Origin of the sequence: Mangrovimonas sp. DI 80, from assembly GCF_001975575.1 — a bacterium.
GTDB classification, from domain to species: domain Bacteria; phylum Bacteroidota; class Bacteroidia; order Flavobacteriales; family Flavobacteriaceae; genus Mangrovimonas_A; species Mangrovimonas_A xylaniphaga.
Window position 1 is genome coordinate 25,365 of record NZ_MSDT01000008.1, and the last position, 16,403, is coordinate 41,767.

12 protein-coding genes and 1 tRNA gene are annotated in these 16,403 nt (G+C 38.3%); 9 read left to right on the plus strand and 4 right to left on the minus strand.

The annotated features are described in order from the left end of the window. Positions 1-7: 7 nt before the first annotated feature. Positions 8-256 (minus strand): hypothetical protein, encoded by a 249-nt coding sequence (locus BKM32_RS14665; RefSeq protein WP_076664696.1) that lies wholly within the window; start codon positions 254-256, stop codon positions 8-10. Between the two features lie 227 nt (positions 257-483). On the opposite strand from BKM32_RS14665, the gene BKM32_RS14670 reads away from it, so the two are divergent. The 8 genes from BKM32_RS14670 (at position 484) to ribB (ending at position 12,965) form a co-directional block, all read left to right on the plus strand. Next, entirely contained in the window at positions 484-2,925 is a 2,442-nt protein-coding gene (locus BKM32_RS14670) for a prolyl oligopeptidase family serine peptidase (RefSeq protein ID WP_076664699.1), read from the plus strand. A gap of 140 nt (positions 2,926-3,065) precedes the next feature. Beyond that, positions 3,066-5,492: a phenylalanine--tRNA ligase subunit beta gene (gene pheT / locus BKM32_RS14675; protein ID WP_076664702.1), complete on the plus strand. Its 2,427-nt coding sequence runs from the start codon at positions 3,066-3,068 to the stop codon at positions 5,490-5,492. Positions 5,493-5,694: 202 nt separating this feature from the next. After that, positions 5,695-6,192, plus strand: coding sequence for a thiol peroxidase (tpx, locus tag BKM32_RS14680; RefSeq protein ID WP_053977195.1), 498 nt, complete (start codon positions 5,695-5,697; stop codon positions 6,190-6,192). Positions 6,193-6,205: 13 nt separating this feature from the next. Beyond that, on the plus strand, positions 6,206-6,574 hold the full coding sequence (locus tag BKM32_RS14685; RefSeq protein ID WP_076664705.1) for a diacylglycerol kinase: 369 nt from the start codon (positions 6,206-6,208) through the stop codon (positions 6,572-6,574). A 63-nt stretch (positions 6,575-6,637) separates the two neighbouring features. Then, entirely contained in the window at positions 6,638-9,124 is a 2,487-nt protein-coding gene (locus BKM32_RS14690; RefSeq protein ID WP_076664708.1) for a DNA translocase FtsK, read from the plus strand. 21 nt (positions 9,125-9,145) lie between these two features. Then, the gene (locus tag BKM32_RS14695; RefSeq protein ID WP_076664711.1) at positions 9,146-9,790 is read left to right on the plus strand and encodes an outer membrane lipoprotein carrier protein LolA; all 645 of its coding nucleotides are present in this window, start codon (positions 9,146-9,148) and stop codon (positions 9,788-9,790) included. Between the two features lie 12 nt (positions 9,791-9,802). Next, on the plus strand, positions 9,803-11,773 hold the full coding sequence (locus BKM32_RS14700) for an LptF/LptG family permease (protein ID WP_083702207.1): 1,971 nt from the start codon (positions 9,803-9,805) through the stop codon (positions 11,771-11,773). A gap of 34 nt (positions 11,774-11,807) precedes the next feature. Then, on the plus strand, positions 11,808-12,965 hold the full coding sequence (ribB, locus tag BKM32_RS14705; protein ID WP_053977200.1) for a 3,4-dihydroxy-2-butanone-4-phosphate synthase: 1,158 nt from the start codon (positions 11,808-11,810) through the stop codon (positions 12,963-12,965). On the opposite strand, the gene BKM32_RS14710 is transcribed toward ribB, so the two are convergent. The 3 genes from BKM32_RS14710 to BKM32_RS14720 form a co-directional block, all read right to left on the minus strand. After that, positions 12,962-13,921: a hypothetical protein gene (locus BKM32_RS14710; RefSeq protein ID WP_076664714.1), complete on the minus strand. Its 960-nt coding sequence runs from the start codon at positions 13,919-13,921 to the stop codon at positions 12,962-12,964. The two genes, ribB and BKM32_RS14710, sit on opposite strands and share 4 nt — an antisense overlap. Positions 13,922-14,050: 129 nt before the next feature. Next, complete coding sequence (locus BKM32_RS14715) at positions 14,051-15,247, minus strand: DegT/DnrJ/EryC1/StrS aminotransferase family protein (RefSeq protein WP_076664716.1); 1,197 nt, start codon at positions 15,245-15,247, stop codon at positions 14,051-14,053. 154 nt (positions 15,248-15,401) lie between these two features. Continuing rightward, the gene (locus tag BKM32_RS14720; RefSeq protein WP_076664717.1) at positions 15,402-16,031 is read right to left on the minus strand and encodes an NAD(P)H-dependent oxidoreductase; all 630 of its coding nucleotides are present in this window, start codon (positions 16,029-16,031) and stop codon (positions 15,402-15,404) included. A gap of 183 nt (positions 16,032-16,214) precedes the next feature. Here BKM32_RS14720 and BKM32_RS14725 point away from each other — a divergent pair. Then, positions 16,215-16,299, plus strand: a tRNA-Ser gene (locus tag BKM32_RS14725). Positions 16,300-16,403 lie beyond the last annotated feature (104 nt).

The window sequence follows — 16,403 nt, forward strand, 5'->3', positions numbered from 1 at the left end:
GTACGTTTTATGATCGATTGATTGATGTATGTGAATCATAAGGCTCCAAGTTCAAAATAAACTCGTTATGACGTGCCTTAACAATAGGTATTGGTTTTAAGGAAAGTGCACAAGTATCTATAACGCTACTTGTTTGAACAACTGAATCCTGTTGACTTTTCTCGGGAAGGTTTGATGGGACATGAAACTCTAAAATGGATACGAATAAAAAAACGAATAAAGCGGAAGCTCCATGCAAAGCGTCTAGTTGTTTCATAATAAATTGATTTCAAATTGATTACCCTAAAATTAACGGCTATTACAGCTCACTCATGTTAGAGCAATGTTAAAAGCTTTTAGCTCCCTGTTAATTAACTATTCCTTAAGTAATTGATAAAGGTTTATTAAAACAATTGCCTTTATCCCCACAAAAAAGTACATTCGCAAACATTTACTATTTAGTGCGTTTAGGCACGAAATTTCAAAACTTACAATTCATTTCGCATGAAACATATTTTAGCGCTTGTTTTATCCATTTTCATTACTTCAACAACTATTGCACAAACTGGCAATCAGTCTCCGCTAAGCATTAAAACCATTATGCAGGGCGACAATTTTGTTGGCCACTTGCCTTCAAATGCTCACTGGTCTGCCGATGGCAAAACCATTTATTTCAGTTGGAATCCTAAAGGAGCTTTCAGCGACTCCCTTTATGCTTACACACTTTCCAACGGAAACACCAAAAAAGTAGACTTTGAAACGTCGTACAACCTGCCACAGCCAAGTGGAAATAGCAATATCACAAACAAATCCAGTTATGTAGATCCTTATGACCACATCACTTACAACAGCGATAGATCAAAGAGCATTTACACAAAGCATGGCGACATTTACCTAGTTGATCAAAAGGACTATTCGGTGATGCAAATCACCAACACCTTAGACACCGAAAGCAACATTCAATTTACAGCAAACGATTCCAAAATTGCCTATGTAAAAAATGGCAATCTATTCACTTGGTCTTTGGAAACGGGAATCACCGAACAGATTACCGATTTCACAAATAAGAAAAACAGCACTTCTGAACGAAGCGAGCAAGACGAATGGCTATACCAAGACCAATTGGGAATTTTTGATGTACTTAGCGAGCGTAAAGCTAAAAATGACGCCAAAGAGGAACTCAACAAAAGGAATCTAAACAAAAGACCTCTTGAAATCTATACCGAAGGAAAAATTGTGACCAACATACAAATAAGTCCGAATGGAAAATTTGTAACCTACGAATTATACCAAGCTCCTAAAGAGGCCAATGGCACCATTGTGCCTCATTACGTTACTGAATCTGGCTATACCGAAGACCAACACACACGTACCAAAGTTGGTAGCGAACAAGGCACGTATGAAATGTTCATTTATAATATAGAAGAAAGAACTTTTTATCCTGTTGTTTTGGATAATTTGGAAGGTATAGACGATATCCCGGAATACACAAAAGACTATCCTGACAAAGCATACAAAAACGACAACAGAATCTCTTATGTAACGGGACCAAACTGGAGTGAAGACAGCAAATATGCTGTTTTGGACATTAACAGCAATGATTTTAAAGACCGTTGGATTGCATCCCTTAACTATGAAGATGGCTCTGTTAAAAATTTAGTAAGACAACGCGATGAAGCTTGGATAGACGGCCCTGGCATCAGCAGTTTTGGAGGAAGTGCTCTTGGATGGTTGCCAGACAACGAAACCATTTGGTACATGTCTGAAGCCACCGGGTTTGCTCATTTAAATACCACCAACGTCAATTCAGGAAAAACAAAAGCACTGACCGAAGGGAATTTTGAAGTGTATGACGTCTACCTTTCCAAAGACAAAAAGCACTGGTATTTTACCTCCAACAAAACACACTCAGGAGATCGTCAATTTTATAGCATGCCACTTAAGGGAGGTAAATTCACTCAATTAACAAGCATGATGGGTAATAACGATGTGGTATTATCTCCAAACGAAGAGTATTTGGCCATTTTGCACTCCTATTCCAACAAACCAACAGAGCTTTACCTACAGAAAAATCCTCTGTTCGGAAAATCGTCTGATCAACCAAAGCAAATCACGCATTCCACAACTGAAGGTTTTGAAGCTTACCCTTGGAGAGAGCCAGAACTAATTACTTTTAAGGCAGAAGACGGCGCCACCGTGCAAGCCAGACTTTACCAACCTTCCCCAGCGACCAAAAACAATGCCGCCATCGTGTTTGTTCACGGTGCTGGATACTTACAAAACGCCCATTCTTGGTGGAGTGTTTATTTTAGGGAATATATGTTCCATAATATTTTAGCCGATAATGGCTATACGGTTTTGGATATCGATTATAGAGGAAGTGCTGGCTACGGAAGAGATTGCCGAACGGGTATTTACAGACATATGGGAGGCAAAGATCTTTCAGACCAAGTGAATGGTGTGCAATATTTAATCAACAACTACGGTATTGACAAAGACAAAGTAGGTATTTATGGAGGCTCTTATGGTGGATTTATCACCCTTATGGCCATGTTCAACGAAGCCGACACCTTTAAAGCTGGAGCGGCCATTCGATCTGTTGGCGATTGGGCAGCCTACAACCACGGTTATACGGCACGCATCCTAAACACGCCAGTTTCCGATAGTTTAGCCTATAGAAGAAGCTCCCCTATTTATTTTGCAGATGGACTTAAAGGAGATTTGCTGATTTTACACGGAATGGTAGACGACAATGTTCATTTCCAGGATATGGTTCGTCTTAACCAGCGCTTGATAGAATTGGAAAAACACAACTGGGAAATGGTCCTTTATCCATTGGAAAGACACGGCTTTGTAGAACCAAGCAGCTGGACCGATGAATACACCCGAATTTTCAACCTTTTCCAAGAAAGTTTATTGGACGGCAACAACACCCAAAAAGACTAGCAACTTTAGGTCATATTTTTAGTCGCAAATATTTATCTTTGTGGCCTAAATAAGACCTGTTAGGGTTGCATTTTTTCGCAACTTTGGCAATCTGAAAAACGAAAAAAATTGTAGGTTTGCGCCTTTATTAAAGATAGAAAATGAAGATTTCATACAACTGGTTACGACAATTTATCAAAACAGATTGGTCCCCTGAAAAAACTGGAGAATTACTTACAGATTTAGGACTTGAAGTAGAAGGCATCTCAGAATTTGAATCCGTTAAAGGAGGACTTAAAGGAATTGTTGTTGGAGAAGTATTAACATGTGAACAACATCCAAATGCAGACCGACTAAGGGTTACCACAGTAAATATTGGAGAAGACAAACCGCTACAAATTGTATGTGGTGCTCCAAACGTAGCGGCAGGACAAAAAGTACCTGTTGCCACTATTGGAACGACGCTTTACACGCCTGAAGGTGAAGCTTGGAAAATCAAAAAAGGAAAAATCCGAGGAGAGGAAAGCCATGGTATGATCTGTGCCGAAGACGAATTAGGCTTGGGCCAATCGCACGATGGAATTTTGGTACTTGACGAAAAAGTGAAGGTTGGTGCTGCGGTTTCGGATATCTTCAAAGTGGAAAACGACCATGTTTTTGAAATAGGCCTTACCCCTAACCGAGCAGATGCTATGAGCCACTTTGGTACCGCTAGAGACCTTAGAGCAGGTTTGATTCAACAGGATATTCACTTGGAATTCATCACTCCTTCGGTGAGTGCTTTCCACGTAGACAACAGAACCAATAAGATTGATGTAGAAGTTCAAAACAAGGAATTGGCGCCTCGTTATTGCGGTATTGCCATTTCTGGAATTACAGTTGAAGAATCTCCCTCTTGGTTACAAAATAGATTGAAAGCTATTGGACTTACCCCAAAGAACAATGTGGTAGATGCTACCAATTACGTGCTTCACGAATTAGGCCAACCATTACATGCCTTTGATGCTGCTAAAATTAAAGGCCATAAAGTAGTGGTGAAAACAATGCCACAAGGTACGAAATTCAAAACTTTGGATGGTGTTGAACGTGAGTTGGACGCAGAAGACTTAATGATTTGTGATGCCGAAAAACCAATGTGCATTGCCGGTGTTTTAGGAGGTTTGGATTCTGGAGTAACGGAAAACACGACCAATATCTTTTTGGAAAGTGCTTACTTTAACCCTGTATCCATTAGAAAAACAGCAAAACGTCACGGTTTAAACACCGATGCTTCCTTTAGATTTGAGAGAGGTATCGATCCTAACATTACAGAATATGCACTAAAACGTGCTGCTTTATTGATCCAGGATATTGCTGGTGGAGAAATTACCAGTGATCTTGTGGACATGTACCCAAAGAAAATTGAGGATTTCCAGGTGCGTTTGAGCTTTGAAAACGCCAAGAAACTAATTGGAGAGGAAATCCCAAAGGATACCATCAAAAGCATTTTGACATCTTTAGAAATCAAAATCAACAATGTTACCGAAACTGGGCTTGGTCTTACAGTACCTGCCTATAGAAATGACGTTCAAAGAGAAGCTGACATCATTGAGGAAATCCTTAGGGTTTATGGTTACAACAATATCAAAACCACTGAAAAACTTAACGCTTCCATCTCCAACTCTTCCAAATTTGAAGATTACAAGCTTCAAAACATCATTGGAAGCCAATTGGTAGCTCAAGGGTTTTATGAGATTATGGCAAACTCGCTATCTTCTCCAAAATATATTTCCCTTAGTGAACAGCTGAAGGAAGATCATAATATTGAACTTTTGAACCCGTTGAGCAACGATCTAAGTGTAATGCGCCAAAGCTTGTTGTTTTCAGGATTGGAAGCGGTTAGTCACAACATCAACAGAAAGCGTGATGCGCTGAAGTTATTTGAATTTGGATCTACCTACCATAACTACAACGGAAACAGAGAAGAACACAAACACCTTTCTCTTTTTGTGACTGGTAGACGACATGCCGAACGTTGGAATGCCAATCACCAACAAAGCGACTTCTTTTACTTAAAAGGAATTATTTCTGTGGTTTTGCAACGTTTGGGAATTACAAACACCTTGGTATCCCCTACCAAAAATGACATGATTGCAGAAGGCATTGCCTTATCAGCAAACAATCTACAATTGGTGAATTTTGGGTTGGTTAAAAAATCGGTATTGAAACATTTTGGAATCGCCCAAGATGTGCTGTTTGCCGATTTTAATTGGAACAATGTTATTGAAGCTGCAAAACAGAACACGGTTTCTTTCAAGGATATTCCAAAATATCCAGAAGTGCGTAGAGACTTTGCCTTGTTATTGGATGAAACTGTAACTTTTGAGCAAATTGACAGCATCGCCATGAAAACCGAAAAGCAATTGCTTAAGGATGTAGACCTTTTTGATGTGTATCAAGGGAAAAATCTTCCTAAAGGTAAGAAGAGCTACGCCGTGAGTTTCACTATCCAAGATGAGCAAAAAACGCTTACAGACAAACAAATTGATAAAATCATGAGTAAACTTCAAGCTAATTTTGAAAAAGAGCTTGGCGCGACACTTAGATAATAATACACACAAAAAAGCCTCTTTAAAAAGAGGCTTTTTTTTTATTTCAACCTGAATACTCCCCAACTTCCTTTTACGTAAATCCTTATTTACAAACATGTTATTTCACTTCAGATATAAGGTGAATAAAATTTATAGAATTCCTAAGGTGCTGCATCAAATAATTACTAATTTTAAATTCCATTAATTTAAAACACGTATTATGGCAACAATCACTTTAAAAGGAAACACGATACACACGTCTGGGGAATTACCTAAAGTAGGCAGCAAAGCTCCAGAATTCACTTTAACTACTACAGAATTGGGCGCAAAAACCCTAGCTGATTTTAAAGGACAAAACTTAATCCTTAACATCTTCCCTAGTGTTGATACAGGAACCTGTGCCCAATCAGTAAGAACTTTCAATGAAAAGGCCAGCAAATTAGAAAACACCAAAGTGCTTTGCATTTCCAAAGACCTTCCTTTTGCACAAGCTAGATTTTGTGGTGCCGAAGGATTGGACAACGTAGTTAACCTTTCCGATTTTAAAGACGGAAACTTTGGAAAAAGTTACGGATTGGATTTTGTTGACGGGCCATTGGAAGGTTTGCTTTCCAGATGCATTGTTATTGTAAATCCAGAAGGCGAGGTTACCTACACCGAGCAAGTTCCTGAAATCGTTGACGAACCTAATTACGAAGCTGCCCTACAAGCCCTGTAGTTTGCCCCCAAGCATGAGCAAAAAAGAATCTTTTGTACAAAACAGAATAAAAAGTATAGGGTTTGCCTACAAAGGCGCCCTATACTTAATTAAAACCGAGGCCAGTATTAAAGTGCAATTGTTTGTCGCCATTTCTGTGACACTAGCTGGTTTCTATTTCAACATCACCAATACAGAGTGGTTGTTCCAAATTGCTTTTATTGGTTTGGTCATGACTGCTGAAGGCATCAATACTGCCATTGAGTACATTGCGGATTTCATCCATCCCGAGTACCACAAAACCATTGGCCACATAAAAGACATTTCAGCAGGGGCTGTGTTTATTGCCGCTATGGCCGCAGTTGCAGGGGCTTTGGTCATTTACATCCCTAAGCTGTTTTAATACTTTTTCCGTTAGGATAAACGTTAGTAATTTGTATTTTTGTTTCAATCTAACTAAGCGTTGATGGCGAAGAAGAAAACTAAAACCAAAGACAGTAAAACCTCTACCTTTAGCAAACCCTCATTCAAACTAACAAGTCAACAAAAATTGATTTATGGGAGTTTGTTGATGATTCTTGGGGTGTTGCTTTTTATAGCTTTTTTATCCTTTTTCTTCACTGGCAAAGCAGATCAAAGCACTTTGGATGCTTTGGGCACTAGAGAAGTCAAAGCTCAAAACTGGCTTAATAAAGTTGGCGCCTGGGTAAGCGATTTGTTTATCCTTAAAGGCTTTGGGGTTGCTTCTTTTATCTTTGCGGGCCTTTCCTTTCTTTCGGGGATTTATATTGCTTTGGATATCAATAAAGCAAAACTACGCTCCCATTGGATTTGGGGTACATTGATAGTTATTTGGAGTTCCATTCTCTTTGGATTTTTCACTCATAAATACGATGCTTTAGGCGGAACCGTTGGTTTTGAAATGAACAGTTTCATCCAAGATTATATTGGAAAAATCGGCACTTCCTTAGTCCTACTCTTTGGATTGATCACCTATTTGGCCCTTCGCTTCAATGTTACAGGACATACATTTGTGAACCTTTTTAAAAGTGCTAAAAAAGATATCAAAACGGAATTTGCCACTGATGGTCCTATACTTGCAGGCGACAATATTTCTGTTCCGATTGACAACAATTTAACGGAAGAAGCGGAAAACATCAAATCTGCTTTTGAGTTGGACGAAGAAACTCCCGCCCCTATTGCGGCCCTTTTAAACCAAATTGAAAAAGAAAAGGAAGCAGAAGAATTTGAGGAAGAAGAAATTGAGCAGGAATTAGAACCTGAAATCACACTTGAACCTAGTATTACTGCCCAGAACAACAACGACCTTCAAGTTGAAGTGAACAATGCTCCTGAAGAGGATTTTGAAATGGAGATAGAACAGGTTGAAGAAGAAGTTTCTGAACGTGATAATCTAGCCAATAAATTGGTGGCCGACTTTGGTCAATTTGATCCAACATTAGAGTTGAGCAAATACCAATTTCCACCTTTAGACCTTCTTAAAAAATACGATTCAGAAGGGATTACCATCAACCAGGAAGAGCTTGAAGAAAATAAAAACCGTATTGTTGAAACCCTTAGCAACTATAAAATAGGAATCAGCAGTATTAAAGCTACCATAGGTCCTACCGTGACCCTTTACGAAATTGTTCCTGAGGCCGGTGTGCGTATTTCCAAGATCAAAAACTTAGAGGATGATATTGCCCTTTCGCTTTCGGCTTTGGGTATTCGTATCATTGCCCCTATTCCAGGAAAAGGAACCATAGGTATTGAGGTACCTAATAAAAATTCTACCATCGTTTCCATGCGTTCGGTAATTGCTTCGCAGAAATTTCAAAAATCTGATATGGAATTGCCAATTGCCTTTGGGAAAAACATCAGCAATGAAACCATGGTGGTAGATTTGGCAAAAATGCCCCACCTTTTAATGGCTGGTGCAACCGGACAAGGTAAATCTGTTGGGTTAAATGCTGTATTGACATCATTACTTTACAAAAAGCACCCTGCCGAAGTAAAATTTGTATTGGTAGACCCTAAAAAGGTAGAATTAACCCTATTCAACAAGATAGAACGCCACTATTTAGCGAAGCTTCCCGATAGCGAAGAAGCCATCATTACAGACAATACCAAGGTAATCAACACCTTGAATTCCCTTTGTATTGAGATGGACAACCGTTACGAGATGCTTAAAAATGCCATGTGTCGTAACATCAAGGAATACAACGAAAAGTTCAAGGCTAGAAAATTGAATCCAAATGATGGGCATCAGTTTTTACCCTATATTGTTCTTGTAGTCGATGAGTTTGCGGATTTGATTATGACCGCAGGTAAGGAAGTAGAAACGCCTATTGCACGTCTAGCTCAATTGGCACGTGCTATTGGAATTCACTTAATCATTGCCACCCAGCGTCCATCGGTGAACGTTATTACAGGGATCATCAAAGCCAACTTCCCTGCACGTATTGCCTTTAGGGTAACCTCTAAAATAGATTCCAGAACCATTTTGGACGGTCCAGGTGCCGACCAGTTGATTGGGCGTGGAGACATGCTTTACACCCAAGGAAATGATATTATCAGGATTCAATGTGCTTTTGTTGATACTCCTGAAGTAGAAACCATTACCGAGTTTATTGGAGGTCAAAAAGCCTATCCAGACGCGTATCTTCTACCAGAATATGTGGGAGAAGACGGCAATGGCACAGCTCTTGATATAGATATCTCCGAAAGGGATTCCCTATTCCGCGAAGCAGCCGAAATTATTGTTACGGCCCAACAAGGTTCAGCATCTCTATTGCAGAGAAAACTTAAATTGGGATACAATCGTGCCGGACGATTGATTGATCAGTTGGAAGCAGCTGGGATCGTAGGAGGATTTGAAGGCAGCAAGGCCAGACAGGTACTTGTTCCAGACCTTATAGCTTTGGAACAACTATTGGATAACGAAAATATATAGCGATATAAAACACACATTACAATGAAAAAATTATTGATAGCAGTTACATTATTTATAGGCTTCCACAGTTTAGCACAGGACACTTCTGCAAAAGCAAAAGCCTTATTGAATGAAGTAAGTGCCAAGATCAAAAGCTATGACAATATTAGTATAGACTTTAAGTATTCACTTAACAATGCCAGTGAAAACATTAACCAAGAAACCCGTGGAAATGTGGTGCTACAAGGTGAAAAATACAAATTGAACATTTTGGGAGCCACTAGAATCTACGATGGAAAAACCCTTTACACCATTAGTCCTGATGATGAAGAGGTAACCATTTCTTCCAATAACACCGAAGACGAAGACACAATAACACCAAGTCAAATGTTGTCTTTTTATGAAGAAGGTTACAGATATGCGATGGATATTGTTCAAAATGTAAATGGACGTAAAATCCAGTATGTAAAACTTACGCCTATTGACACACATTCTGAAATCAAATATGTATTATTAGGAATTGACGCGCAAACAAAGCACATCTATAATTTAATTGAAATAGGTAAAAACGGTACAAAAACCACTTTAACCGTTAATATGTTTAAAACAAATGAACCTATTTCAAAAACACTTTTTACTTTTGACCAGTCCAAATACAAAAATTACTACATCAATAGATTGGACTAATTATAGCAATAAATGAAAATATTAGATAGGTATATACTTACAACCTACTTAAAGACATTTTTGAGCGTGTTTATTATACTCATGCTCATTTTTGTTTTACAGTCCATTTGGTTGTACATAAGCGAACTTGCAGGAAAAGATTTGTCCGTTTCGGTCATTTTTAAATTTTTACTGTACGTTACCCCTACTCTAATTCCGCTAATTTTACCCCTTACTATTTTATTGGCCTCCATTATGGTGTTTGGTAGTTTTGCAGAAAACTATGAGTTCGCCGCAATGAAATCAACAGGAATCTCATTGCAAAGAGCCATGAGAGGACTAAGCGTATTTATTTTTGGCCTCTCAATTGTAACCTTCTTTTTTGCCAACAACGTTATTCCTTGGGCCAACTTCAACTTTTATAACCTTAGAAAAAATATTGCCAAAACGCAACCTGCTATGGCTATTGCCTCAGGACAGTTCAATGAAATAGCAGATTACAATATTAAGGTTGATAAGAAAAGTGGAGATAAAGGCCAATATCTAGAAAAGGTCTACATACATAAAAAAACACCTCACCGAACAGGAAATTACACTGTAATTACTGCCAATACAGGAGAACTCATAAGCAGCGAAGAATCCAACATTCTCCAATTGGTATTATATGATGGAAACTACTACGACGAAATATTTAGCAAGGATCCTAAGCAAAATGCCAAAAAACCCCATGTTCGAAGTGCTTTCGAAAAATATGTCATAAATGTAGACCTTGAAGGCTTGAATGATGTGGATTATGAAGACAAGAGCTTTGAAGGCAGATATAACATGTTAAATATAAGCGATCTTAGCTACACCATTGACAGCTTAAAAGACAAGGAAAAGACCGAATATAAGAACTTTGCCAAATCACTTTATGACCGCACTGCTGTAGCATCCTTAAATGCAAATATTAAACCAAAAAAGGATTCTCTTTACACCGATGAAGTTCTTGATTTATTTGATAACAGAACCAAATTACAAGTACTGAATCTAGCAGCCAATACAGTAAACAGTACCAATCAAATTATCAAGACCAAAAAACACACTTTGGGAACCCAAAAGAAATGGCTTAACCAACACGTAATTTCCCTACATGAAAAATACGTCTTGGGCATCGCCTGTATCATCCTGTTTTTTGTCGGGGCGCCGCTGGGAGCCCTAATTAGAAAAGGGGGAATTGGACTTCCAATGGTTATTGCTATTCTTCTGTTTTTAACCTATCACTTTATAGGGATCTTTTCAAAAAACAGTTCACAAGATGGTTCTCTCAATCCTATTTTTGCTACCTGGCTATCTACCTTAATCATGCTTCCGTTGAGTATTTTCTTAACTAAAAGAGCGACCAAAGATAGAGGTTTGTTTGAGTTTGATACCATTACAGATCCTTTGAGAAAACTTTTCAGCTTCAAGAACAAAAAAGAAGCTTTTGACAAAGCCTACAAAAGTTTGGATACTTTTGACGATGATAAACTTATTGATATCATTAAAAATTACTCCCACCATGAGTACGACAAGACAATAAAACCTGTTGCATATCAGCTTTTATTGGACCGTGGATTAAGTGCAGACGACATCAAAGACAAAGGCGTTATATTGCACAATACCCTGCTTAAATCGGAAAAAATAGCCAACGACTTTTATGATTATTCCTTGACCACCATAGTGAGCTATGGCATTGGAGCGATATTAATTCTTTTCTATTTTATTTTTAGAAACAATAAACTACCTGAGTTAGCACACATTGTACTGCAGCTGGGAATCATTTCATTCGTTTTTGTAGTCATCTATTTTACGGTGTCCTCTTTTGTGCTGTCCAAATTCTATGCTTCATTGCCCGAGAGCGATAAAAAGATTAACTTTTTCCTCTTAATTATTGGGCTTCCCTTCTATCCTATTACGTACTTTTTGTTAAAAATTAGGGTCAAGGAAGAGTTGTATAAAACTAGCATAGAAAATATAAAATAAGCTATATCTTTGCAGCATAATACAAAATGCTACTATGTCTACGCTTAAAACCGTTAACAATTCAACTGAATTCAAGTTAGATACCATTGAAGACGCCATAAACGATATCCGTCAAGGAAAAGTAATTATCGTTGTGGATGACGAAAACAGAGAAAATGAAGGTGACTTTCTTGCCGCTGCCGAAATGGTGACCCCAGAAATGATCAACTTTATGGCTACCCACGGTAGAGGTCTAATCTGTACCCCGCTTACCGAAAACCGATGTAAAGCTCTTGAACTGGGCATGATGGTAAGCAACAACACCGACCCAATGGAGACCGCCTTTACCATTTCAGTTGATTTACGAGGCAATGGTGTGACCACCGGTATTTCTGCAAGTGATAGAGCCAAAACGGTGAAAGCACTAGTAGACAAAGACACTAAACCTTTTGAATTGGCACGTCCAGGACATATCTTCCCTCTTGTGGCCAAAGAAGGAGGCGTTTTAAGAAGAACAGGGCATACCGAAGCAGCAATAGACTTTGCCCGTTTGGCTGGATTGCAACCTGCTGGTGTGATTGTTGAAATCATGAACGAAGATGGTACCATGGCACGTTTGCCACAGCTAATGGAAGTAGCTAAGAAATTCGATCTTAAAATCGTTTCTATTGAAGATTTAGTGGCCTACCGTATGCAACACGATTCATTGATTGAAAAGAAAGAAGACTTTGAAATCGTGACCCGTTTTGGAGAATTTAGATTGCGTGCTTACCAACAAACTACCAATAACCAGGTACATATTGCCATAACAAAAGGGACTTGGAATACAAATGAACATGTATTGACTAGAGTAAATTCAACTTTGGTGAACAACGATATTCTAGGAACCTTGACCAACAATGCTGATAAGAAATTGGACGACATGTTCCAACTGATTAACGAAGCAGGAAAAGGCGCCATCATTTTTATAAATCAGCAAAACCAATCTACCAATTTACTGCATAGATTGTCTATTTTGAAAGCGCAGCAAAACCATAAGGATGTTGTTAAGGCACCTGGGATTCAAATGGACTCTAAAGATTTTGGAATTGGGGCACAAATCCTTCACGATTTAAACATCCATAAGCTTAAATTGATTTCCAATAGCGAGCAAACCAAACGAGTGGGAATGATTGGCTACGGGTTGGAAATCATGGATTACGTGAATTACTAGTCGGTTACTTCAAAAACTTTCAACATATTTTTTTCGCTGGCCTTAGGTACTTCGGAAATGAATGCATATTTGCCCTTAGTAAGTGTCGCCTTAAAATAGCCCTCGCTTCCTGCGGGCATTTCTTGCATCCCTCCTAAAAAGGTAACACCCGCTGGCGCTGGATTGATAAGTCCTTTCGGATTGGACCAATCCATCCATGCTTCCAAAGCAACCAAATCGGCTGTATCATCCAGTTTCACAAGATTAACATCATGCTCCAAAAAGTGTTCATGCTTTTTTTGATCTACAAAAGTCACCTTTATCGCATTTTCGCCTGCTTTGATAACATCATCAAACATGATACCTTCAGTACTTGAAATAGATACATTAACAGTAGAAATCGGAGGTAAAAGATCAGACACTTCGGAGGTCACTATAATCGGTTTTATCATTCCCATAGTGGTGTGAAATTTTCCATTGGACATCTTTACGTAGCATTCCATTATATAATATCCAGGATCCAATTTAATGGTTAGTTCTGTAGTTTGATTAGGAGAAATCAATCCAGCTCCGCCTGTAAACACGACATTCTGAAACCATTCTGGTAAAGCTCCAAAGGCGGCATAACCTTCCTCCACCTTCCCTTCGTTAATTAAATCCATCCCCTTATCGAAAGGCGGGAAAATATCCTTTTTGGTATCAATAATAGTCTTTCCTTCAGGATATTTATCTAATAAAAACAAATGGGTTTCGAATGATTTATTGGAGTACCTAAAGGTTGTCCAGCCAGATGATAACGAATCGGGACCAATAAATTCCATACTCTCGGTATAGTACTCTGCCACCTGATCTTTTGGCTTTTCTGCTTCAATAGTTACTTCTTCCCTCACTTCATTCGTTTTTTTATCTCCTTTGCAGTTAAGAAATAAAATAAAAACAAATAAAAGTCCTAAACTTACACTATGATTAGTCTTCATAATTCACTGTATTTTAATCGGTTACCATTTAAAGATACTAAATTAAGAGCTAACCAAATTAAAGTCAGAGAAATAAGACCTTTGGCATTACTAAAATAAACCCAACAAATTGTTCTGAAAATAAAAGCTTTAACCCAGAACTTCTTTAATAACCTTAACCATTTTTGAAGCTCTGTCCTTGGCTTCATGCTCCGTCCAAGATAATTTGATCAAACAGGAAATATTTCTTCCCACATAATGATCAGACTGATCAAAAGTTTTGGTTTGAAGATAGGATAATCCTTCTTTCACTTCTTGAGATAAGGGATACAGCGTCTTTAATTCCTTTAGGTGCTCCCACTTTCTGATATAGTGCCAGTTGTTGTTATAGTACTGAAAACAACCATCAATACCTGCTTCCTTAAGAGCTGCAGCTGTCTTAAGGGAAGTTTCAGTATCCGGTAAAAAGAAACTTAAAAAAGAATAGTTCTCTTCACCTCCTTCAGGTACCCTTCTAAATGTAATTTCTGGAATTGTGGTTAAAGCCTCTCGCAATATTGTGAAGTGTTGTCTCTGAATTTCTAAAAATTCAGGTAAACGCCTTAACTGAGCCACACCAACGGCAGCATTCAGTTCTGAAATTCTAAAGTTATAACCCAAGAATGGATGGTCCTCTGCACCACGATCGTTACCTACGTGGTCATGCCCATGGTCACTAAAATGATCCGCATTCTTAAAATAGGCTTCATTATTGGTAAGGACTGCTCCTCCTTCTCCACAAGTTATGGTCTTTACAAAATCGAAGGAAAAACACCCAACATCTCCAATGCTTCCCAAAGTTTTTCCTTTATAGGTAGCCCCTATAGCCTGGCAAGCATCTTCGATAAGTAATAAATTATGCTCCTTGCATAGTTGTTGCAAGGCATCCAAATTGGCCATACTTCCACACATATGGACAGGCATAATGGCCTTGGTTTTTGTAGTAATGGCTGCTTCTACTGCTTGAGGATCCAAGGTAAGGGTATCATCAATATCCACTAAAACAGGAATAGCCCCCAACATCATAACGGCCTCAAAACTGGCTACAAAAGTAAAGGTAGGCATGATAACTTCATCGCCAGCTCCTACTCCTGCTACAGCCAAGGCTACCGAAACCGCCGCGGTACCACTAGAAACCAACTGAGCATGATTCACCTGGAAATATTCCTGTAAATCATGCTCTAGCTGTTTTGCTTTCCAATGGCCGTTACGCATGGCATCAAAGCCATATCGCATTAACACTCCAGTTTCCAAAACATCATTCACTTCTTTTCTTTCGGCATCGCCGAAGTGCTCAAATCCGGGCATACTTTATAATATTACAGTTATAGTGGTTAAAATCTTTCCTTGCTCATTTTACGATTTTCTGCATTTATCTATAAATACAATAGCTCTTATTAATCCAGAAAACGTGATTGCAAAACAAATATAATCTAATCTTTCTTTTACAAAAAAGAATTAATCACAGCTCCAAAACAGCGTCTTCATCCTGCTTTCTCACCTTAGTCATAGAGGCAAACATATCATTTTCAGACCGATACCCGACAGGCAATAACAGCACCGATTTTAGGTTGTGTTCACCTAACTTTAAAACTTTATCATATTCTTCTGAGAGAAATCCCTCCATAGGGCAAGAATCCACTTGTTCCAAGGCACAAACCGTCATAATATTCCCCATAGCAAGATACGCTTGCTTAGTAGCCCACTCCTCAATTTCCTGTTGAGATTTTTGTTCAAAATCATCCACTAGAAAGTCTTCAAAAGGTTTTAAGATCTCTTTCGGGGTTTGCCTCAAATCATGTACCCTTTTGAAATATTCATTTACAAAAGACTTATCAATATTGGTCTGTATACAAAATACCAATACATGGGAAGCTGAAACTATTTGCTTTTGGTTCATGGAATATTGCAAGAGTTCCTGCTGCAATTCCTTATTCTTTATAATTACCAGTTTTATTGGCTGAAGCCCATATGAGGTCGCCGTTAAATTGAAGGCCTTTTTTATTATGTTTAATTTTTTAGAAGGTACCTCTTTAGTTATGTCAAAGGCCTTGGTTGCATAGCGCCATTTTAAAAATTTAATGATTTCCATAAGTCTCTTTTAAATTTTCTCCACAAATGTAGCATTTGAAAATTCCTTTAACCAACACAAAATCAATTTTATATTGAATGGCTAAAAAATCTTTTAAATTTTTTCTCATTTTTTCTTTGATAGTAATGAAAAAGGTCACTATATTTGCACCCGCAATCAGGAAATACCTGATGAGACACTCAAGGAGAAATGGCAGAGTGGTCGAATGCGGCAGTCTTGAAAACTGTTGAGGGTCACACCTCCGGGGGTTCGAATCCCTCTTTCTCCGCATAAAGCCTTGCATTAAATGCAAGGCTTTTTTATTTCCAACAATTTCCTTTCTTTCTACACATGCAATTTTAAATTATCAATAGGCAAAACAATTTTCTAAAT